The organism is Salinimicrobium tongyeongense (genome assembly GCF_026109735.1).
GTDB lineage: Bacteria > Bacteroidota > Bacteroidia > Flavobacteriales > Flavobacteriaceae > Salinimicrobium > Salinimicrobium tongyeongense.
On the sequence record NZ_CP069620.1, the window covers coordinates 2229839 to 2249448 of the forward strand.

The following is a 19610-nucleotide window of genomic DNA, read 5'->3' on the forward strand; positions in this document are numbered from 1 at the left end:
GGTGATTTCCAGTCTAATAACGAAAAATCCCGCTTCTCGCGGGATTTTTTTATCTTTAGCCGCATGAGAAAATTCACCCTTACCGGCCTCGCAGCCGCAAGCCTTCTGGTTTTTGCAGCTTGCGGGCAGTCAAAAGAAGCTGCGCAGGAGACAGCAGCTGTTTCTTTCCAAAAAGAGAGCGTCAAAAATGCCATTTTAGAAGAGGATATTTCTTCGGCTTTAAAATACCTGTCGTCTGACGAGCTACAGGGGAGAGCCACCGGCACAGAGGGTATTGAAAAGGCTGCCCGATACATAGAAAAGGTGTTCAAAGAGCAGGGCGTAGAACCCTTTTTTGAGACCTATAGAGATTCTTTTGAGGTGAAAGGCAAGACAGGATATAACCTCGTGGGCCTTGTAGAAGGTACAGATCCTCAATTGAAGAATGAATACCTAGTTGTGGGTGCGCATTACGACCATGTGGGCCACGGCAAGCCCTTTGAAGACGATACCATTGCAAATGGAGCCAACGATAATGCTTCGGGAACTACAGCCGTTCTGGAACTCGCAAAATTCTTTGCTGAAAATCCGCCGAAAAGGAGCATGCTTTTCAGCCTTTTTTCTGCGGAAGAATTGGGGCTTGTGGGCGCAGCTGAATTGGCAAAGGAATTAAAAACCGAAGGAGTAGACCTTTACACCATGTTCAATATTGAAATGGTAGGTGTGCCCATGAAAGATAAAGATTACCTGGCCTACCTCACAGGCTATGAAAATTCCAATTTAGCCCAAAAATTCAATGAATATTCTGGAGCGAAGCTGTTGGGGTTTCTTCCGGAAGCAAAACAGTACAGCCTTTTCAAAAGGAGTGACAATTATCCCTTTTTTCAGGAATTTAACGTGCCCGCACAAACCATCTCTACTTTTGATTTTACAAATTTCGATTATTACCATCACGTAGAAGATGAATTTGAAAAAATGGATGTTTCCCATATGGAGCACCTTATTGAAGCTATAATTCCCGGCATTGCCGGAATGGCGAACAGTGCAGAAAAAGAAATAAAACTCAACGAACAATGAAAAAGATAGTGGTCACAGGTACCAGCCGGGGAATTGGTTTTGAACTTGTAAAGATCTTTGCTGAAGCCGGCCATAAAGTACTTGCATTATCCCGAAATCAGGATTCCATTAAAAAGCTGGGTCTTGAAAATGTGCATTTCTTTGAATTTGATATTACCGCGGAAGAAGACCTGCAGAAAGTTTCAGCGTTTGTAAAAGAAGAATGGGGCGGCCTGGACATCCTTATAAATAATGCAGGTGCCATTATAAACAAGCCTTTTGAAGAAATTACTTCCGAAGAATTTGAAAAAGTGTACAGGGTTAATGTTTTTGGCGTTGCAGCTCTTACCAAAGCCCTGCTGCATCTAATGAATAAAGAAGGCCACGTGGTAACGGTAAGCAGTATGGGCGGCGTGCAGGGCAGCATGAAATTCCCGGGCCTTTCGGCATACAGTTCGAGCAAGGGCGCGGTGATCACACTTACCGAGCTGCTTGCCGAAGAATACAAAGAAACCGGCCCCTCGTTTAACGTGCTAGCTTTGGGCGCGGTACAAACCGAAATGCTCGCAGAGGCATTCCCGGGTTATAAAGCCCCGCTGCAGCCCGCTGAAATGGCCCGGTACATCTCCGATTTTTCCCTTACCGGGAATAAATTTTACAATGGTAAGTTGTTACAGGTTTCCAGCAGTACCCCGTAAAAGGCATGAAGCATATTCTTGAAAAATATATTCCCACCCATGCAGTTGAGCCTATTTTCAGCTTAATAAAGGCTAATAATGTTCACCTTAAAATAGTGAATGAAAGAAAAACCCGCCATGGCGATTACCGGAGTTTACCGGGAGGGCTTCATCAAATCACGGTAAACGCCAACCTCAACCAGTACCGTTTTCTAATTACCCTGGTTCATGAGATCGCACATTTGGTGGCTTTTGAACATTACGGTCGCCAGATAAAACCTCATGGGGAGGAGTGGAAAAGCTGTTTCCAAAGGTTAATGCTGCCATTTATAAGGCCTGAGATTTTTCCTGCCCAGTTACTGCCGTTAATTGCCAGGCATTTTAAAAATCCGAAGGCGAGCAGTGATACAGATGCACATCTTTCGGTAGCTTTAAAACAGTTTGACCCCGAAAATGACAGGAATTATATTTTTGAGATCCCGCATGGTGGGGTTTTTAGGATCTATAACGGAAAGATTTTCAAAAAGGGGGAACGGCGTATAAAAAGATATGAATGTGTAGAAGTGAAAACAGGCAGAATTTACCTGTTCCAGCCCAATGCAGAGGTGGAATTATTAAAAACAGCCAATTAATATGAAGGAAAATAATTTTGCAATTTTAATGGCTGGCGGGGTAGGATCGAGGTTCTGGCCCGTGAGTACTGCGGCAAAACCAAAACAGTTCAGGGATTTACTGGGCAGGGGGGAGACTTTGATCCAGACCACGTTTAGGCGCCTTAGCCAATTGGTACCTTCAAAGAACATCTACGTGCTTACCAATGAGCGTTATGACCACCTGGTGAAGCAGCAGTTGCCCCAGCTTGACGAAGAACAGATTGTGCTGGAGCCGGTAATGAGGAATACGGCCCCGGCAGTGCTGCTCGCATCTTTAAAAATCTGGAAGAAGAACAGCAAGGCCGTGATGATCATGGCGCCCAGCGACCACTGGATAGAAGATGAGCAGGCTTTTCATAATGACCTCACTACGGCTTTTGAAGCGGCGCGTGGCCAGGATAAAATCCTTACTTTGGGTATAAAACCCACTTTTCCCAATACAGGCTACGGGTATATTAAATTTGATCCCCTGGCTTCGGGAAGGGTGAAGCCGGTAGAATTATTTACTGAAAAACCTTCTTACGCTGTAGCCAAAGATTTTCTGAAGAGCGGAAATTTCCTGTGGAACGCAGGAATTTTTGTGTGGAATGCAGCGTATATCCTCAGGGCTTTTCAGAAGAACCTGCAGCAGACCTTTGACCTTTTTTCTAAAGGTGCACCTGTTTTTAATACTTCCGAAGAAAAAGATTTTATCAAACAAAATTATCCGGAAGCTGAAAATATTTCGATTGATTATGCCATTTTAGAGAAGGAACAGGGAACTATTGAAGTGATCCCAGCCTCTTTTGACTGGAATGACCTTGGTACCTGGGGCTCGCTTTATGAAGAGACCGTGAAGGATGCTGACGGGAACATAGCTCTAAACGCCCGACTTTTTGCTGAAAATGCCACGGGGAACTTAATTTCTTCAGATAAAAATAAGGTTGTGGTGCTTGAAGGGATGAACGACTACGTCATTGTAGACGAGAATGAGGTCCTGCTAATTGTGCCCCGTGAAAAGGAGCAGGATATAAAAAGGATACGGGAGAGCGTGAAGGAAAAATTCGGTGAAAATTTGGGTTAGGGAATGGAAGATAAATCAGGAAGTGGTACAGCAATACCTACAGCAGAGGAAAACAGGGGCAGGACTGCCCTTAGGGAAATAAAGGAATTTCTTAAGGAACTCCTGGATATTCACGACGACACCGACAGGGAGACGACCCTCGAGACGGTGAAGCGTGATATTTCGTTTAAAGGGCACAACGCCTGGATCCTTATCTTTTCCATTTTTGTGGCATCTATTGGCCTTAACGTGAGCAGTACCGCCGTGGTAATTGGTGCCATGCTTATTTCCCCCTTAATGGGCCCCATTGTGGGGATTGGTTTTTCGGTGGCCATAAATGATATTGATACCTTAAAACGCAGCCTTGTCAACCTTGGGGTGATGGTGTTCTTAAGTGTGCTTACCGCTTATTTGTACTTTTTGATCTCTCCCATCAAAGAAGAAACTCCCGAGCTCGTCGCCCGAACTTATCCAACCATACTCGATGTTCTAATTGCCATTTTTGGAGGCTCAGCGCTTATAATAGCAAAAACAAAGAAAGGAGCAATTGCAAGTGTGATCATGGGGGTTGCCATTGCCACCGCTCTTATGCCACCTTTATGTACGGTAGGCTACGGTTTGGCAATAGCGAATTGGGAATATGCCGGCGGGGCTCTCTATCTTTTTACCATCAACTCTATTTTTATCGCGCTTTCTACTTTCCTGATGGCAAAATTGCTGCGTTTCCCACTGGTGAAGTACGTGAACAGCAAAAGAAGGAGGAACACTGCACGCCTTGCCTCTTTGGTGGCAGTTCTCGTGATGATACCCAGTATCATTCTGTTCGTGAATTTGTTGCGGGAGCAGGTTTTTGTAAGTAAAACAAAAGAATTTGTTCACGAAGTTGTGAATTACCCCGGGGCCGAAGTGGTGAAATTTGAACAGGATTACAAAACAAAGATCATTGAAATTTACCTGATAGGCCGGCCCGTGCCGCAAGATCAAATTGACCAGTGGGTGCAGGCCATCACCCAGGTGCCAAATCTGGAAGATGTGGTGCTCGAAGTGCATCAGGGCTCTGACCAAACTTCAGAAATGGCCACCCGGCTTTCTACGGAAGTAAGGGCAGGAATCCTGGAAGATCTCTACGTGAAAAATCAGCAACTGGTAGAAAATAAAGATGCGCGTATACAGCTGCTGGAGCAGGAACTGCTTAAATACCGTAGTGCGGGAATTCCTTTTGAAAGTATTTCCAAAGAAGTGCGTATCAATTATTCTGGAGTCCAGGAGATGAGTTATGCCAACAGCCTTGTCACAAATTTCTCGCAGATAGATACCATCCCCACCTTTAATGTGAAATGGTCTCCTAAACTAAAGGGTTCAGCCCGAAAAACTCAGATGCAACAACTTGAACAGTGGTTACAGGTGCGCCTGTCACTGGACACGCTGGTAGTTCGATCTGTAGATTAAGGTGTAAATTACAGTCCTTGCTGCTGGGCGTCCCGTACTTTTTTAAATAGATCGGAAGAATAAACAAAGTCGGTCACCGTTTTGTCATCGGTTTTAAAGACCTTGCTTTTATCGCCTTTCCAGGCCAGCACGCCATCTTTCAAAAAGGCGATATTTTCACCAATTTCGAGTACCGAATTCATATCGTGAGTAATCACCACCGTAGTGATGTCGTACTCCACAGTGAGTTCGTGGATCAGGTTATCGATCACCGTAGCAGTGCGCGGATCAAGCCCAGAGTTTGGCTCATCGCAAAAAAGGTATTTTGGACGGTTAACGATCGCGCGGGCAATTGCTACCCGCTTTTGCATCCCTCCACTAATTTCTGAAGGATATTTTTTACCCGAATCGGCAAGGTTTACCCTTTCAAGTACTTCGTCAACCCGGTCTTTTAGATCTCTTTTCTTCTTTTTGGTGAACATCCTGAGTGGAAACATCACGTTTTCCTGAACGGTCATGGAGTCAAATAACGCGCCTCCCTGGAACAGCATTCCCATTTCCTGCCTTAATCCCCGTTTTTGTTCATCGCTAAAAGAAGAGTATGGTTTTCCGTCGTATTCTATAATTCCCTCATCAGGAGTGAAAAGCCCAAGCATGCATTTCATCAACACGCTTTTTCCCGAACCCGATTGGCCTATAATTAAATTGGTCTTTCCTGTTTCAAATACAAAATCAATCCCTCTAAGGATGTGCTCATCGTCAAAACTCTTCTGTAATCCTTTTACTTCAATCATTAGCTTAGTAGTAACTGGGTGACTATGTAATTTGTAATAATAATAACAACACTTGTCCATACAAATGAGGTGGTACTGGCCTGCCCTACTTCAAGAGAACCTCCTTTCATGTAATAGCCATGGTAAGAAGGCAGGGTTGCCAGGATAAAAGCAAACAGGAAAGTCTTAAAGAACGCGTAAAAAAGGTGGTATGGATCAAATTCTTCCTGCAGGCCCTGTAAAAAGAGATCGGCAGGTACAAAACCTCCCATCACTGCGGCAGTGTAAGCCCCTAAAATTCCTAAGAACATCGAAATCGCAATAAGAAAAGGATAGGTGAGCATGGCAATGATCTTAGGGAAAATCAGGTAATTTAACGAGTTGATCCCCATCACCTCAAGCGCATCAATCTGTTCCGTAACCCTCATTGAGCCTATGCTAGAAGTAATAAAAGATCCCACTTTACCTGCCATAATGATAGAGATAAAAGTAGGGGCAAACTCAAGAATGATAGATTGCCTTGCGGCAAAAGCGACAAGGCTCTTCGGGATTAACGGGTTGTTGAGGTTAAGCGCCGTCTGCAAAGCAACCACCGCACCAATAAAGAATGATAGAAAGGCCACAATCCCCAGGGACCCCATAATGATTTCGTCTATTTCCTTAAATATCAGTTCTCTTAAAACCGAACGTTTGGTCATTCTACCAAACACGCCCTTCAACATTAAAAAATATTCCCCAATAGACTGCAGGTACCTCATTGTAAGCTTTTGTTATGGCTAAAATACTAATTTTTGAAAGAATGTATTTAAGCTTAACTTAATCTTTATACTCCTTAAACTTCGTATTTTTACAACACTAAAATTTTTACAATGAAATATTATGTTCAGATGTTCCTGCTGGCTTTCTGCTTTACTGCGGTAAGTGCACAGGAAGTCCCCCAACGATCTTTTGATCCTGAAAAAGACCTTCATGCCACTCCCAGACTTGTGGTTGGCGTGGTGGTAGACCAAATGCGTTATGATTATATCACCAGGTTCTGGAACCATTTTGGAGACGATGGTTTTAAAAGGCTAGTTTCTGAAGGTTTTAATCTTCGCAACAACCATTTCAATTACATCCCTACCTATACTGCGCCGGGCCATGCTTCGGTATATACTGGTGCAGCGCCTCAAACCCACGGCATCATTGGAAATAACTGGTATAATAAATTTGAGAAGGAATACGTCTACTGTGTTGAGGATGCTTCAGTAGCGCCTGTGGGAACCAAAGACGATGCCGGGAAAATGTCTCCGCACCGCCTAATTACCACCACGGTGGCCGATGAAAACCGCCTTCATACCCAAATGCGGGGTAAAACCATTGGTATCGCTATCAAAGACCGTGGTGCCGTTCTTCCGGCAGGACATACGGCCAATGCGGCATACTGGTTTCACGGTAAAGGCGAAGGCAGCTGGATCACCAGCTCATTCTATACCACCCAACTGCCTCAATGGGTGCAAAAATTCAATGCTTCAGGAAAAGCCGAAAGCTACCTGAAACCCTGGACTACCTTAGCCGACATTAACACCTATATTGAAAGTGGTACTGATATTAATGATTTTGAAGGAGGTTTTAAAGGAAAACCCGATACAGGGTTTCCTTACGACCTCAGGTCTCTAAAAGAGCAAAACGGGGGCTATGACATCTTAAAGGCCACGCCTTACGGAAACAGCCTCACAGCCGATTTTGCCATAGCAGCACTCGATGGGGAGCAGCTTGGGCAGGATGCCGACACCGATTTTCTAACAGTTAGTTTTTCCTCAACAGATTATGTGGGCCATAACTTTGGGGTGAACTCAAAAGAGGTGCAGGACACTTACCTTAGGTTAGACCGCGATCTTGCCAAATTGCTGAAGGCCCTGGACCAAAAAGTGGGAGAGGGCAACTACACCCTGTTCCTCACCTCAGATCACGGTGGGGTGCAGGTTCCGGCTTATCTCGAAACAGTGAAAGTGCCGTCGGGATATTTTGACTGGGACAAGCTCAAAAAAGAACTGAATGCTTTCCTTAGCGGGAAATTTCAGAAAGATAACCTTATAGAGAATATTTCTAATAACCAGATCTTTTTCAACTATGATGAGGTGCTAAAAATGGATATTTCTTCGGAAGATCTTCAGGGAGAGATCCTGCATTTTCTGCTTCAGTATGAGAATATCAGCAGGGTTTTTACCAGGAGTCAGTTGCAGGCGTCGAGTTTTTCTGAAAAAATCGCATCGGCCGTTGATACCGGTTTCAACCAAAAAAGAAGTGGCGATATTGCCCTGCTCCTCGATCCGTCGGTGATCTCTTATTCACGCACCGGCTCAACTCATGGTTCGGGTAATAATTATGACACACATGCGCCCCTTATTTTCTTCGGAAAAGGCATTAAAGCCGGGAACAGTCTTGAAAGAACCGAAATTGTAGATATTGCACCCACTATTTCGGCCCTGCTTGGCATTCCGTTTCCAAGCGGTGCTACCGGCCGGCCCTTATATATGGTCTTTGAAAAATAGTTAGAAAATTTTCGACAACATCTTTTTATAGCGGAGCCTTCTTATGAAGGCTCCTTCTTTTTTACCTACCAAAAATGGCATTTTTGAAGCCTTTGCCCTTTTATAGCCTTCCAGGTAATCTAGTGCAAGTGCGGCATTGCCTTTTTTAAGCGCCAGTTTGACCGAAGCGATCGCAGTAATGATCCAGCCGTAGCGCAGCTTGTAAAAAGCCTCTCCCTGTTTCCATTTTGCAGCTTTGTTATAGGTAAAACCGGTTGGCCGCAGGTGCTTTACGGCAAGGGAAGCATCAGTTTTGATTTCCCAGCCGTGAAATTGTGCCAGTAACTCGTCTACAGTGTCCCAGCCCATAGAAGGTTTAAGCCCCCCAATGTCGTTAAAACAGGCTTTTCGGTAAGCCTTTAGCGCCCCACGAATGTGGTCTTTCCCGGTCAAATTCTCAAGCCGCCAGGCTCCGTCTTTTTTGATATGGCAAAATCCGCCGGCCATTCCTGTCTTTGGGTCTGCCTCAAAATGCCTGCTAATGGTTTCGAGGTAGTTTTCAGGAAAAATAAGATCGGCGTCAAATTTGCAGATAATGTCGTAGTTCTCGTCCAAATGCTTCAGGCCGTGATTGAAAGCCTTTATCACTTTGCTGCCGGGCAAATGTGCTTCGGAAGAAGTGGTGCTCACCAGGGAAATTAAGGGGTGCTTTTGAGCGTAATCTTTCACCACCTGTGCCGTCTCGTCTGAAGATTGATCGTCAACCACCACCAGTTTTGCTGGCTTCAGGCTTTGTTTACAAAGCGACTTCAGGCTTTGCCCTATAAATGCTGCCTCATTATGTGCTGGGATGACGATGTAGAATCTCAATGTTATAATAACTTTCGGCTAAAATACGACTTCCATTAGTTTCCGCCGGAAGATGTATAAAGAGGAATGGAACATTTAAAGCCAGCTCCCGAACGGGGTCCCAAAAATGGCATTTTCAGCGATCATTTTCTTTCGGCATATACGGCGTAATAGCGGGGCGTGAATTGCCTGAGCAGTGGGCGTATTCCGAGCTTCTTCACCGGATTGGTCCATTTATGGCGTTTCCTGATTTCCCAGCCTGCTTTCTCCAGCAGCCAGTCAAACTGCCAGTCTTCAAATTCGTGGTAGTGCCTGTCCCATTTATCGGTTTTGCTGCGATAGGCAGGAGAGAACCATAGATTTAAGGGGATTGTGGTCACCAGCTTTTTAGCTTGTATGTCGCGAAGCACGTTAAATGGTGCCACGAGGTGCTCAAAAATCTCGAAAGCAGTGACAATTTCGGCTGTAGAATTTTTCACGCTGCTGGTGTCGAGATCAAGGTCTTCCCCTCTGGTGTTTGTAACCTTATAGCCCTGTGCTTCCATGAGTTCACTGAACGGATTTCTCACGCCCAGGTCCAGGATACTGGCGGGAGCGGGAGCAGCCTTGTTCAAAAATTCTAAAGTGTGTTTGTAGCGCTTGTTCGGGAAGGTCTTCTCGTACATTAGAACTGGTACACAATAGCGTTAATATTCATTCCGGCGCCAACGCTGGCCAGGATAATCACATCTCCTTTTTCCAGAGACTGGCCTTCCATTTTTTGCTTGAGAATGAGGTCGAGCAGGGTAGGTACGGTAGCAACGCTGCTGTTGCCAAGTTTATCAATACTCATGGGCATGATGCCTTCAGGCATCTGTTGCCCGTATAGCCTGTAAAACCGCTTTACGATAGCTTCATCCATCTTTTCGTTCGCCTGGTGGATGAGGATCTTCTTGATGTCTTCTATTTTTTTGCCGCTTTTTTCAAGACAGCTTTGCATGGCGCCTGGTACATGGCTCAGGGCAAATTCGTAGATCTTACGGCCGTGCATCTTGATATACCGGCGGTCATCGGCCGCTTTTGAATTATTTGATTTTCCGAAGAAAATAAAGTTAGCTTCTTCAAAAGAGTAAGTGGCACTTTCATGGGCTAAAATCCCTCCTTCCTCTTCACTGGCTTCAATCACTGTAGCCCCGGCCCCGTCTGAATAGATCATGGAATCACGGTCATGCCTGTCTACCACACGAGACAGGGTTTCAGAACCTATTACGAGGCATTTTTTAGCCATCCCGCTTTGTATAAAGGCTTTGGCCTGAATCACGGCTTCAACCCAGCCCGGGCAGCCAAAAAGTATATCGTAGGCAACACATTTTGGGTTCTTGATGCGCAGCTTGTGTTTTACTCTTGTGGCAATACTGGGAACGGTATCACTTTGCTGGTCATTGTGAAGCACGTCGCCATAGTTGTGGGCAACGATAAGATAATCGAGTTCTTCGGGATCAATACCGGCATCTTCTATTGCGCTGTTGGCAGCGAGATACGCGATGTCGGAATTATTGAGTTCATTGTGTACATAGCGCCTTTCGGCAATTCCGGTTATGGCTTTGAATTTTTCAATGATAACTGCATTTGGCTGTGAGAAGTTGGTGCCATCTTCATACAAAAATTCATGTTTTTGAAAATCTGAATTTTTTTCAACTCTGCTGGGGATGTAACTTCCTACTCCGGTAATTTTTATGCTCATTCTGTGTCAGTTATAAAGTTGACAAGTATCAAAATTAAGAAATGTTATTGCGGTTTCGCTATATTTTTTACATTAAAATTAACTTTTGCGACATCTCTAAAGGAAGTGGTAAAATCTTTGAATATGCTTAAAAGTTATAAAAATTTCTGCCTTTTTGTTAAGGTGCTGTTAATGGTGGTTTAGCTAAAAAAACCGGAGGTGATTTGCCTCCGGTCTTCTCCTTTTTAATCTTCCATATATTCTTCTATTGGAGCGCAGGTGCAAATGAGATTTCGATCTCCAAATGCTTCATCTACCCGTCGAATAGAGGGCCAGAATTTATTTTCGGCCAGGTAATCCATAGGGAAGGCTGCTTTTTGCCTGCTGTATGGGAAATTCCACTCGTTGGCAGTTAGCATGGCCAGGGTGTGAGGGGAATTCTTCAGTACGTTGTTAGGTTCATCTTCGGTAGCCTCATCAATTTCTTTGCGGATGGAAATAAGGGCATCGCAAAACCTGTCGAGTTCAGCTTTACTCTCGCTTTCGGTAGGTTCTATCATGAGGGTTCCGGCAACCGGGAATGACACTGTGGGAGCGTGGAAACCGTAATCGATGAGCCTTTTTGCAATATCGGTCACTTCAATTCCTTTAGCTTTAAACGGGCGGCAATCTACGATCATTTCGTGGGCAGCCCTTCCGCGTTCACCGCTGTAAAGTGTCTTGTAATGTTCTTCTATACGCGACTTGATATAGTTGGCGTTCAAAATGGCATATTGGGTCACCTTTTTCAGGCCTTCTGCGCCCAGCATTTTAATGTAGCCGTAAGAGATAAGGCAAACCAGGGCCGATCCCCATGGAGCAGAAGAAATTGCGGTTATGGCGTCATCGCCTCCGGTTTTTACTACCGGGTTTCCTGGAAGGAACGGCACCAGCTGTTTTGCAACGCATATGGGGCCAACTCCAGGGCCACCACCACCATGCGGTATGGCAAAGGTCTTGTGTAGATTGAGGTGGCAAACATCGGCACCAATCACTCCGGGGCTGGTAAGGCCTACCTGCGCGTTCATGTTTGCACCATCCATATAAACCTGCCCGCCGTACTGGTGAATAATATCAATAACTTCCACAATGGCCGATTCAAACACGCCGTGCGTAGAAGGATAAGTCACCATGAGTGCCGCCAGCTTATCTTTGTGTTTAAGGGCTTTTTCCTTAAGATCTTCAATGTCAATATTGCCAGATTCGGTAGATTTTGTAACCACCACTTTCATACCGGCCATCACTGCCGATGCAGGGTTGGTGCCGTGTGCCGAAGACGGAATAAGACAAATGTTCCTGTGTGCTTCCCCGCGTGATTCGTGGTACTTGCGAATTACCATGAGCCCGGCGTATTCTCCCTGGGCGCCCGAGTTTGGCTGTAGGGAAGTACCGGCAAATCCGGTGATTTCGGTGAGTTGTTCTTCCAGCCGCTTCAGTACAATTTGATAACCTTCGGCCTGGTCTACAGGAACAAAAGGATGCAGGTTGCCCCACTGCGGGTAACTTATGGGGAGCATTTCGGCAGCGGCATTCAGTTTCATGGTGCATGAACCCAGCGAGATCATGGAGTGGTTAAGGGAAAGATCCTTGCGCTCCAGCTTCTTGATGTACCGCATCAACTCTGTTTCTGAATGATACGAGTTGAAAACCTCATTTTTAAGGAACTCGGTTTTGCGTTCTACTGAAGCAGGGATGTAGCTTTTTTCTGAAAGGTCAGTAGCTTTAATGGCGTCTTTACCGGCAGCTTCAGCAAAAATTGCGAGTATGGTATTAACATCATCAAGGTTTGTGGCCTCATTCAGGGAAATTGCCACTACATCTGAAGAAGGGTAGTAGAAATTCACCTCGTTTCGCTCTGCAATTTCCTTTACTCTCGCTGCTTCGGCTTTAATGAGTACAGTATCGAAAAATGTTGAATTAAGCTGAGAATATCCTAATTTTTCAACGTTTTCAGCAACAGTTGCGGCAAGGCTGTGAACCCTGTTCGCGATAAATTTGAGTCCGCGTGGGCCGTGGTAAACAGCGTACATTCCCGCCATTACAGCCAAAAGTACCTGTGCGGTACAAATATTAGAAGTGGCCCGGTCTCTTTTAATATGTTGCTCCCGGGTTTGAAGTGCCATTCGAAGGGCATAGTTTCCGTCGGTGTCTTTGGTAACACCAATGATGCGGCCGGGAATACTGCGTTTGTATTCTTCTTTTGTGGCAAAATATGCAGCATGAGGGCCGCCGTAGCCCAACGGAATTCCGAAGCGCTGGGTGGTTCCCACAACCACGTCTACTCCAAATTCTCCCGGAGCACGCAGTTTCACCAGGCTCAGAATATCGGCGGCAACTGCAGTTTTTATATTGTGTTCTTTAGCTTTGGCAACAAATCCTGAATAGTCGTAAACCTGGCCCATCCTTCCCGGATACTGTAAAAAAGCTCCAAAAAATTCTTCGGAAAAATCAAATTCCTCATGATCGCCAATAACAAGTTCAATGCCCAGGGGAATTGCACGGGTTTTAAGAAGGTCTATGGTTTGCGGAAGTACAACTTCAGAAACAAAGAATTTATTTACGTTGCTTTTCTTTTGATCCCGTTCCCTCACTTCATAGAGCAGCGACATGGCTTCGGCAGCAGCGGTACCTTCATCAAGAAGGGAGGCATTGGCCAGTTCCATTCCGGTAAGATCGGCTATTACGGTCTGGAAGTTCAAAAGGGCTTCCAGCCTTCCCTGGGCAATCTCGGCCTGGTAAGGAGTGTAGGCGGTATACCATCCCGGGTTTTCCAAAATATTTCGCTGAATCACCGGGGGCGTAATAGATTGGTGGTAACCAAGCCCGATATATGTCCTGAAAACCTTATTTTTGGCAGCCAGGGAGATGCTGTGGGCAATATACTCATGCTCGCTCATGGCCGGGGCAAGCTCAAGATCTTTTTTTAGGCGAATATCATCGGGCAGGGTTTCGTAAATTAGTTGATCTATAGAGTCAACTCCAATAGTCTCCAACATATCCTTTAGATCATGTTCCCGGGGGCCTATATGACGTGTAGCAAAAGAAAAAGTATTCATCAAGTAAAAGTTGTGTTTTGAAGGGCGAAAATAAGCATTTTCAACCTAATTTTTAATGATTTAAAACAGCAAGATTGGTAAAGTTTTCAAGCTTTTGGCTGTGGCCTTTGAGGTAGTGAAAAAAATATTTGATTTCTATATTAACAGTAGTATTCACGTGGCTTTGGCAGTCATTTCGCTTTGCCTTGTCACGAGCTTGCATTTTGGGGGGCAGGTTGAGCTTAGCCTGCTAATTTTTATCTTTTTTTCGGTGATTACGGGGTATAATTTTGTGAAGTACGCCGGAGTAGCCGGCCTGCACCACCGCACCCTCACCCGCGGTCTCCAAAACATCCAGATTTTTTCTTTTTTGTGTTTTTTAGGGTTGCTTGTTTCCGCCTTTTTTGTTGATGTAAAAATCCTGCTGCTAAGTGCCATTTTTGGATCCCTAACTGCGCTTTACGCCCTGCCGGTTTTTAGCAAAAAGAGAAATTTGAGAAGCATCTCGGGGCTCAAGATCTTTATTATAGGAATTGTTTGGGCCGGGGTGACGGTAATTCTCCCGGTGACAGGTGTCAAAAATGTCATTTTGGAAGACCTTTTCGTGGAGCTTTTTCAGCGGTTTTTGTTGGTGCTGGTCTGGATCCTGCCATTCGAGATAAGGGACCTGAAGTACGACCTCGAGCAACTTGGAACCCTTCCGCAGCGCATAGGGGTGACACAAACAAAAATTGTGGGTTTGCTGTTACTGGCAATCGTGATGGTGACAGATTTTTTGAAGGCTTCGGGGTCACAGGCCTCTTTTTATGCCCTTGTTCTTATGTGCCTTCTTACCGGCGCTTTTGTAATGGCCAGTAAAGAACACCGAAGCCGCTATTTTACTGCTTTCTGGGTAGAAGCCATTCCTGTCTTTTGGTTAATAATCCTTTGGGTGTTAAGCGTCTTTTGAAGTTCCGTTTTTGATCTTATTTTTAAAAACTTCCTTTTCCTTGGAAGAGCAGGTTTTAAGATCGGCTTTTTTCAGAAGATTACTTAGTTTTTTATTGCTGTGGTAGTAATCATTACAGGTTCGGCAGAAGTAGAGGTGAAGCTTCAGTTTTAGTTTTTCTATAAAACCGGCCTCTTGATATTCGGCCTTTGTGCAAACTTTTTCTGCTTCGGCGCAGCTAAGTTTCATAAAATGTAGTCTCTTCATGCTAAAACCAATTTTTCTCCAGGCATTTGGCCAGAGAGGTTCTGGCCCTGTGAATGATCACCCAAAGGTTAGACGGACTAATTTCAAATTCATTACAGATGGTATCGGTATCTACGCCATCAATGGTCTTCATTTTAAAAATGGCTGCCTGTTTCTCGTTTAACTGGTTAAGGCACTCGAGAATTGCCAGCCCCAGTTCGTGGTTTTCCATCTCATCTTCGGCAGTCATGTGAGAGAGGTCGGCAACCCTTTCTTCCAGCCAGTCGCCTTCATTTTCACTGTCGCCAAATTGCATTTTTACTTCGGCCTGGCCTTTTTGAGAATTGTTGCGGCGGTAATAATCAATGATCTTTCGTTTTAAGATCGAAATGAGCCAGGTTCTTTCCGAGGCCTCTCCCTTGAAATTTTTCATGGAGTTGAGGCCTGCCAGGAAGGTTTCAGAAACAAGGTCGTTCGCTATTTCCCGGTCATTCACGCGCACAATGGTGTAGTTGAACAGGTAATCGGCATACCTGTCTACCCAATTTTCGGGATTAATGCTGTTTGTTTCCATAACTGGCCGGTCTGTCTCAAAAATAGCAAAAGATTTGGTTAATGCTTTGTGCATTCGCCAAACCTTCTGCTTATCTTGTAAGATGTGTGGTCTTATTTCTTCGGAAGCAATCCTGCTCTTCGCAACAAGGCTTCGGGGGCAGCTTCTTTTCCTCTGAAGCGTTTGTACAGGGTCAACGGATGCTCGGTGCCTCCCTGTGAAAGTATGGTTTCCCTGAATTTATTGGCGGTTTCCCTGTCAAAAATGCCATTTTCAGTAAAGAATTCAAAAGCATCGGCGTCCAGCACTTCTGCCCATTTATAGGAATAATAACCGGCGGCATAGCCACCCTGGAAAATATGTGAAAAGGAAGTGCTCATGCAGTTCTCTTTCACTTCGGGATAAAGTTGGGTGGGTTCAAAGGCTTTTTCTTCATGGGCCTTGACATCATCAATGCCCGAGGGGTCTTCGCTGTGCCAGCTCATGTCAAGCATTCCAAAGCTCAACTGCCTTAAGGTAGCCATGCCTTCGTGGAAAGCAGCCGAATCTTTGATCTTTTGGATAAGCTCATCGGGAATTACTTCGCCTGTCTCGTAGTGCGTGGCAAAAAGTTTTAGAGCTTCTTTTTCATAGCACCAGTTTTCGAGCACCTGGCTTGGCAGCTCAACAAAATCCCAGAAGACGTTAGTCCCCGAAATACTTGGGTAAACAGTATCTGCCAGCATGCCGTGCAGGGCGTGGCCAAATTCGTGGAAAAGGGTAGTGACCTCGTTAAAAGTGAGCAGCGAGGGCTCTTCGTCTGTAGGTTTTGTGAAGTTGCAAACTATGGAAATATGGGGGCGTTCATTTTTGCCCTTTTGGCGGTACTGAGATTTATAAGAAGTCATCCACGCCCCGCCGCGTTTTCCCTCCCGTGGGTGGAAATCGGCATAGAACAGGGCCACTTCTTTATCTTCTTCATCTTTCACGCGGTATGTAAGTACTTCGGGGTGATAGGTTTCCACATCAAAAACCTGCTGAAACCTGAGGCCGTAAAGTTTTTCGGCTACCATGAAGACGCCTTTGATCACGTTGTTGAGCTCAAAATAAGGTTTGAGCTGTTCGTCATCGAGATCGAAGAGCTTTTGTTTCAGTTTTTCTGAATAATAGGCAGCATCCCATTTTTCTAGTCGGTCAATATTGTCAAGCTCGCGGGCAAAGTTTTCAAGTTCTGCGAATTCTTTTTCGGCTGCAGGTTTGGCTTTTTCTAAAAGTTCTTCCATGAAGGAATTTACTTTTTCAGGAGTTTCGGCCATACGTTCTTCAAGCTTGAAATGCGCATAGGTTGGGTAGCCCAAAAGGTTTGCTTTTTTGTGTCGCAGCTTGACAATTTGCAGCACATTCTCCCTGTTGTCAAGCTCGTCCCCATGAAAACCTTTGGCGCCAAAAGCAATGGCAAGCTCTTTGCGCAGCTCCCGGTTTTTGGCATATTTCATAAACGGGATGTAGCTTGGATAATGAAGGTTGAAGATCCAGCCTTCTTTGTTCTTCTTTTCTTTTGCCAGCATTTTTGCCGCAGTGCGGGCCCCTTTTGGCAGGCCTTCTAGATCTTCTTTCCTGGTGATGTGAAGTTCGTACCTGTTCGTTTCGGCCAGTACATTTTCTCCAAAGTTGAGGCTTAGGGCAGCCAGTTTTTTATCGAGTTCCCGCAATTCCTGCTTTTTGGCAGGATCAAGGCTGGCCCCATTGCGCTTAAACATTTTGTATTTCTTGTCCAGCAGGGTGCTTTGTTCCACGTTGAGGTTAAGGCTGTCTCTATTTTTATACACAGCTTTCACCTTCTGAAAAAGTACCGGGTCCTGGATAATGTCGTTTTTGAAATCGGTAAGCACCGGGGATATTTCCTGTGCTAGTTTCTGGATTTCATCATTGGTTTCGGCTGAATTGATGTTGAAGAAAATACTGGTGATCCTATCCAGCTGTTCTCCTGCAAATTCAAGGGCTTCCACGGTATTTTCAAAAGTTGGGGCTGCTGCTGAAGCTGTGATTTTTTTGATGTCTTTTTGTGCCCGCCCAATAGCTTCTTCTATGGCCGGTTTGTAATGCCCGGTCTTTATTTTCATAAATGGGGCAGTATTGAATTCTTGCAGTAATGGATTTCTTTCTGTCATAGTCTTGAATTATTTTTGGCTAAAAAGGATGCCTTTTAACGAAATTTTTAGAAAAAGCTCGGAAAGTTCTGAAATAATTCTTTACTTCACATTTCCAAAAAATTTAAGACAGTAGCTTTTAGGTTTTTGATTAATATATTTAGAATGGTTAATAAATACTATTAAAACAGCAAAATGCTACTAGAAAGCCACGTGAAAACGTGGCTTTTATTTTTTATACTCTTACTTTCTGATGCTTTTTGCTCCTTCAATCACTTTTTGCCTGAGGCTTTTTTTGTAATCAACGATCTTTTGAAGTACATGGGGGTTGGAACTGCCAATGATTTGAGCTGCGAGTATTCCGGCGTTTTTGGCGCCGTTCAATGCCACGGTGGCCACGGGAACCCCGCCGGGCATTTGAAGTATAGACAGCACAGAGTCCCAGCCATCAATAGAGTTGCTCGATTTTACCGGCACTCCAATGACCGGCAGGGGGGAAAGGGAGGCAATCATTCCCGGCAGGTGCGCGGCGCCACCGGCCCCTGCAATAACCACTTTAATGCCGCGGGTATGGGCGTTTTGCCCGTAGTCGAAAAGTTTTTCGGGGGTGCGGTGAGCAGAAACTATATCTACTTCAACTTCTATTTCAAAAGACCTTAAAATATCTATTGCTTCCTGCATTACCGGCATATCGCTGGTGCTGCCCATGATGATCCCTATTTTGCTCATATTTAATCTTTTAAACCTAACAGGTTTTTAAAGTCTGTCAGGTTTGAATGAATGGTTTTATTCACTTATTACTCTAATCGTCTTTTTTACTGCTTCCGCAATTTTCCTGGCTTCAGAAAGATTGGCGTTTACTATGGTCACGTGGCCCATTTTTCTGAAAGGCCGGGTGATCTTTTTTCCGTAGATATGGGGGGTGACGCCTTTGAGTTTCATGATCTTTGAAATGTTCTCGTAAACCACGTTCCCTGAAAAGCCTTCTTCGCCCACCAAATTCACCATCACACCGCCGGCCTTGCTCTCGGTCTCACCTAAAGGAAGGTCAAGAATGGCCCTTAAATGCTGTTCAAACTGGTTGGTAAAGGCGGCTTCTATGCTGTAATGCCCGCTGTTGTGTGGCCTGGGAGCAACTTCGTTCACTAAGATCTCATCTTCCTGCGTCTGGAACATTTCAACAGCCAAAAGCCCGATATGCTCGTAGGCGCGGGATACATTTTCGGCCACTTTTCTGGCCTTTTCGGCTACGGCAGCATCAATGCGCGCCGGACAAATCACGTATTCTACCTGGTTGGCTTCAGGATGAAACTCCATTTCAACCACAGGGTAGGTTTTTACTTCTCCAGACGGGTTGCGGGCCACGATTACCGCCAGTTCATTCTTAAAAGGGATGAGATCTTCGGCAATACAGGCAGTTTCGGGTAAATCTTCGGCGGTTTGAAGGTCTTTTACAACTGCAACTCCTTTGCCATCGTAACCTCCCGTTGTGCTTTTCCACACAAGAGGCAGGGAAATTTCCCCTTTTTGAAGAGCTTCCAAAAATGCCATTTTTGAAGGGTATTTCTGAAAGTTTGCCGTGGGGATTTCGTGGCTCCTGAAGAAATCTTTTTGTACAGCTTTGTCCTGTATCTTCTTCAGGGTTTTGGAGGAAGGATAGACTTTTTTTCCTTCAGATTCTAATTTTTCAAGAGCTTCAACATTAACGGCCTCAATCTCAAAGGTGAGCACATCGGCTTTTCTTCCGAAGTTCACCACCGTGTCAAAATCCATGAGATCGCCCCGGGTAAATTCGTCGCAGGCAATCCTGCAGGGCGCTTCGGCACTGGGATCGAGCACAATAGTGCGAATGTCAAACTTTCGGGTTTCGTAGAGGAGCATTTTGCCCAGCTGGCCACCACCAAGTATCCCTAGGGTGAAATCTGAAGAAAAATAGTTGATCATCAATGAGGTGTTTCAGCAAAAATAATTTTAAAAATCTGAAATGCCGCAAGATTCAGTTATAAAT

The 19610-nt window shown here is 45.0% G+C and carries 18 protein-coding genes; 7 read left to right on the forward strand and 11 right to left on the reverse strand.

Annotated elements, in window-relative coordinates; translation table 11 throughout:
* Positions 1-63 precede the first annotated feature (63 nt).
* From JRG66_RS09875 to JRG66_RS09895, 5 genes are read left to right on the forward strand one after another with little or no spacing between them, the layout of a single operon-like run.
* Entirely contained in the window at positions 64-1056 is a 993-nt protein-coding gene (locus JRG66_RS09875; protein ID WP_265162603.1) for a M28 family peptidase, read from the forward strand.
* Positions 1053-1733 carry an SDR family NAD(P)-dependent oxidoreductase gene (locus JRG66_RS09880; protein ID WP_265162604.1) on the forward strand — a complete coding sequence of 227 codons (681 nt, stop codon included), beginning with the start codon at positions 1053-1055 and terminating at the stop codon, positions 1731-1733. Before JRG66_RS09875 ends, JRG66_RS09880 begins: the two co-directional genes overlap by 4 nt.
* A gap of 5 nt (positions 1734-1738) precedes the next feature.
* On the forward strand, positions 1739-2344 hold the full coding sequence (locus tag JRG66_RS09885; protein ID WP_265162605.1) for a SprT-like domain-containing protein: 606 nt from the start codon (positions 1739-1741) through the stop codon (positions 2342-2344).
* A 1-nt stretch (position 2345) separates the two neighbouring features.
* Positions 2346-3428 carry a mannose-1-phosphate guanylyltransferase gene (locus JRG66_RS09890; RefSeq protein ID WP_265162606.1) on the forward strand — a complete coding sequence of 361 codons (1083 nt, stop codon included), beginning with the start codon at positions 2346-2348 and terminating at the stop codon, positions 3426-3428.
* A gap of 3 nt (positions 3429-3431) precedes the next feature.
* A complete protein-coding gene (locus tag JRG66_RS09895) occupies positions 3432-4856 on the forward strand; it encodes a DUF389 domain-containing protein (RefSeq protein WP_265162607.1) in 1425 nt (474 codons plus the stop codon).
* Positions 4857-4864: 8 nt separating this feature from the next.
* Here JRG66_RS09895 and JRG66_RS09900 read toward each other — a convergent pair whose 3' ends face one another.
* Positions 4865-5629, reverse strand: coding sequence for an ABC transporter ATP-binding protein (locus JRG66_RS09900; RefSeq protein ID WP_265162608.1), 765 nt, complete (start codon positions 5627-5629; stop codon positions 4865-4867).
* Positions 5629-6366 (reverse strand): MlaE family ABC transporter permease, encoded by a 738-nt coding sequence (locus JRG66_RS09905; protein ID WP_265162609.1) that lies wholly within the window; start codon positions 6364-6366, stop codon positions 5629-5631. Before JRG66_RS09905 ends, JRG66_RS09900 begins: the two co-directional genes overlap by 1 nt.
* 111 nt (positions 6367-6477) lie before the next feature.
* On the opposite strand from JRG66_RS09905, the gene pafA reads away from it, so the two are divergent.
* Positions 6478-8142, forward strand: coding sequence for an alkaline phosphatase PafA (pafA, locus tag JRG66_RS09910; RefSeq protein ID WP_265162610.1), 1665 nt, complete (start codon positions 6478-6480; stop codon positions 8140-8142).
* Here the strand turns inward: pafA and JRG66_RS09915 are convergent, their stop codons facing one another.
* From JRG66_RS09915 to gcvP, 4 genes are all read right to left on the reverse strand, one after another.
* Positions 8143-8991, reverse strand: a complete 849-nt coding sequence (locus tag JRG66_RS09915; RefSeq protein WP_265162611.1) for a glycosyltransferase family 2 protein — start codon at positions 8989-8991, stop codon at positions 8143-8145.
* A 122-nt stretch (positions 8992-9113) separates the two neighbouring features.
* Positions 9114-9635 (reverse strand): class I SAM-dependent methyltransferase, encoded by a 522-nt coding sequence (locus JRG66_RS09920; protein WP_265162612.1) that lies wholly within the window; start codon positions 9633-9635, stop codon positions 9114-9116.
* Complete coding sequence (locus JRG66_RS09925; protein WP_265162613.1) at positions 9635-10693, reverse strand: 3-oxoacyl-ACP synthase III family protein; 1059 nt, start codon at positions 10691-10693, stop codon at positions 9635-9637. Before JRG66_RS09925 ends, JRG66_RS09920 begins: the two co-directional genes overlap by 1 nt.
* 224 nt (positions 10694-10917) lie before the next feature.
* On the reverse strand, positions 10918-13767 hold the full coding sequence (gene gcvP / locus JRG66_RS09930) for an aminomethyl-transferring glycine dehydrogenase (RefSeq protein WP_265162614.1): 2850 nt from the start codon (positions 13765-13767) through the stop codon (positions 10918-10920).
* A gap of 100 nt (positions 13768-13867) precedes the next feature.
* Between gcvP and JRG66_RS09935 the strand changes: the two genes are divergently transcribed.
* The gene (locus JRG66_RS09935) at positions 13868-14695 is read left to right on the forward strand and encodes a UbiA prenyltransferase family protein (RefSeq protein WP_265162615.1); all 828 of its coding nucleotides are present in this window, start codon (positions 13868-13870) and stop codon (positions 14693-14695) included.
* Here JRG66_RS09935 and JRG66_RS09940 read toward each other — a convergent pair.
* The 5 genes from JRG66_RS09940 to JRG66_RS09960 all read right to left on the reverse strand — a co-directional run bounded on the left by JRG66_RS09940 (position 14681) and on the right by JRG66_RS09960 (position 19546).
* Complete coding sequence (locus tag JRG66_RS09940; RefSeq protein ID WP_265162616.1) at positions 14681-14941, reverse strand: hypothetical protein; 261 nt, start codon at positions 14939-14941, stop codon at positions 14681-14683. The two genes, JRG66_RS09935 and JRG66_RS09940, sit on opposite strands and share 15 nt — an antisense overlap.
* A gap of 1 nt (position 14942) precedes the next feature.
* A complete protein-coding gene (locus JRG66_RS09945; protein ID WP_265165431.1) occupies positions 14943-15494 on the reverse strand; it encodes a sigma-70 family RNA polymerase sigma factor in 552 nt (183 codons plus the stop codon).
* Between the two features lie 92 nt (positions 15495-15586).
* Positions 15587-17623 carry a M3 family metallopeptidase gene (locus JRG66_RS09950; protein WP_265162617.1) on the reverse strand — a complete coding sequence of 679 codons (2037 nt, stop codon included), beginning with the start codon at positions 17621-17623 and terminating at the stop codon, positions 15587-15589.
* A 222-nt stretch (positions 17624-17845) separates the two neighbouring features.
* Positions 17846-18331 carry a 5-(carboxyamino)imidazole ribonucleotide mutase gene (gene purE, locus JRG66_RS09955; protein ID WP_265162618.1) on the reverse strand — a complete coding sequence of 162 codons (486 nt, stop codon included), beginning with the start codon at positions 18329-18331 and terminating at the stop codon, positions 17846-17848.
* A gap of 57 nt (positions 18332-18388) precedes the next feature.
* Positions 18389-19546 carry a 5-(carboxyamino)imidazole ribonucleotide synthase gene (locus JRG66_RS09960; protein WP_265162620.1) on the reverse strand — a complete coding sequence of 386 codons (1158 nt, stop codon included), beginning with the start codon at positions 19544-19546 and terminating at the stop codon, positions 18389-18391.
* Between the last annotated feature and the right edge of the window lie 64 nt (positions 19547-19610).

Coding starts and splice junctions, on each gene's coding strand:
- JRG66_RS09875 (WP_265162603.1), top strand. CDS start 64: ATGAGAAAATTCACCCTTACCGGCCTCGCAGCCGCAAGCCTTCTGGTT.
- JRG66_RS09880 (WP_265162604.1), top strand. CDS start 1,053: ATGAAAAAGATAGTGGTCACAGGTACCAGCCGGGGAATTGGTTTTGAA.
- JRG66_RS09885 (WP_265162605.1), top strand. CDS start 1,739: ATGAAGCATATTCTTGAAAAATATATTCCCACCCATGCAGTTGAGCCT.
- JRG66_RS09890 (WP_265162606.1), top strand. CDS start 2,346: ATGAAGGAAAATAATTTTGCAATTTTAATGGCTGGCGGGGTAGGATCG.
- JRG66_RS09895 (WP_265162607.1), top strand. CDS start 3,432: ATGGAAGATAAATCAGGAAGTGGTACAGCAATACCTACAGCAGAGGAA.
- JRG66_RS09900 (WP_265162608.1), bottom strand. CDS start 5,629: ATGATTGAAGTAAAAGGATTACAGAAGAGTTTTGACGATGAGCACATC.
- JRG66_RS09905 (WP_265162609.1), bottom strand. CDS start 6,366: ATGAGGTACCTGCAGTCTATTGGGGAATATTTTTTAATGTTGAAGGGC.
- pafA (WP_265162610.1), top strand. CDS start 6,478: ATGAAATATTATGTTCAGATGTTCCTGCTGGCTTTCTGCTTTACTGCG.
- JRG66_RS09920 (WP_265162612.1), bottom strand. CDS start 9,635: ATGTACGAGAAGACCTTCCCGAACAAGCGCTACAAACACACTTTAGAA.
- JRG66_RS09925 (WP_265162613.1), bottom strand. CDS start 10,693: ATGAGCATAAAAATTACCGGAGTAGGAAGTTACATCCCCAGCAGAGTT.
- gcvP (WP_265162614.1), bottom strand. CDS start 13,767: ATGAATACTTTTTCTTTTGCTACACGTCATATAGGCCCCCGGGAACAT.
- JRG66_RS09940 (WP_265162616.1), bottom strand. CDS start 14,941: ATGAAGAGACTACATTTTATGAAACTTAGCTGCGCCGAAGCAGAAAAA.
- JRG66_RS09945 (WP_265165431.1), bottom strand. CDS start 15,494: ATGGAAACAAACAGCATTAATCCCGAAAATTGGGTAGACAGGTATGCC.
- JRG66_RS09950 (WP_265162617.1), bottom strand. CDS start 17,623: ATGACAGAAAGAAATCCATTACTGCAAGAATTCAATACTGCCCCATTT.
- purE (WP_265162618.1), bottom strand. CDS start 18,331: ATGAGCAAAATAGGGATCATCATGGGCAGCACCAGCGATATGCCGGTA.
- JRG66_RS09960 (WP_265162620.1), bottom strand. CDS start 19,546: ATGATCAACTATTTTTCTTCAGATTTCACCCTAGGGATACTTGGTGGT.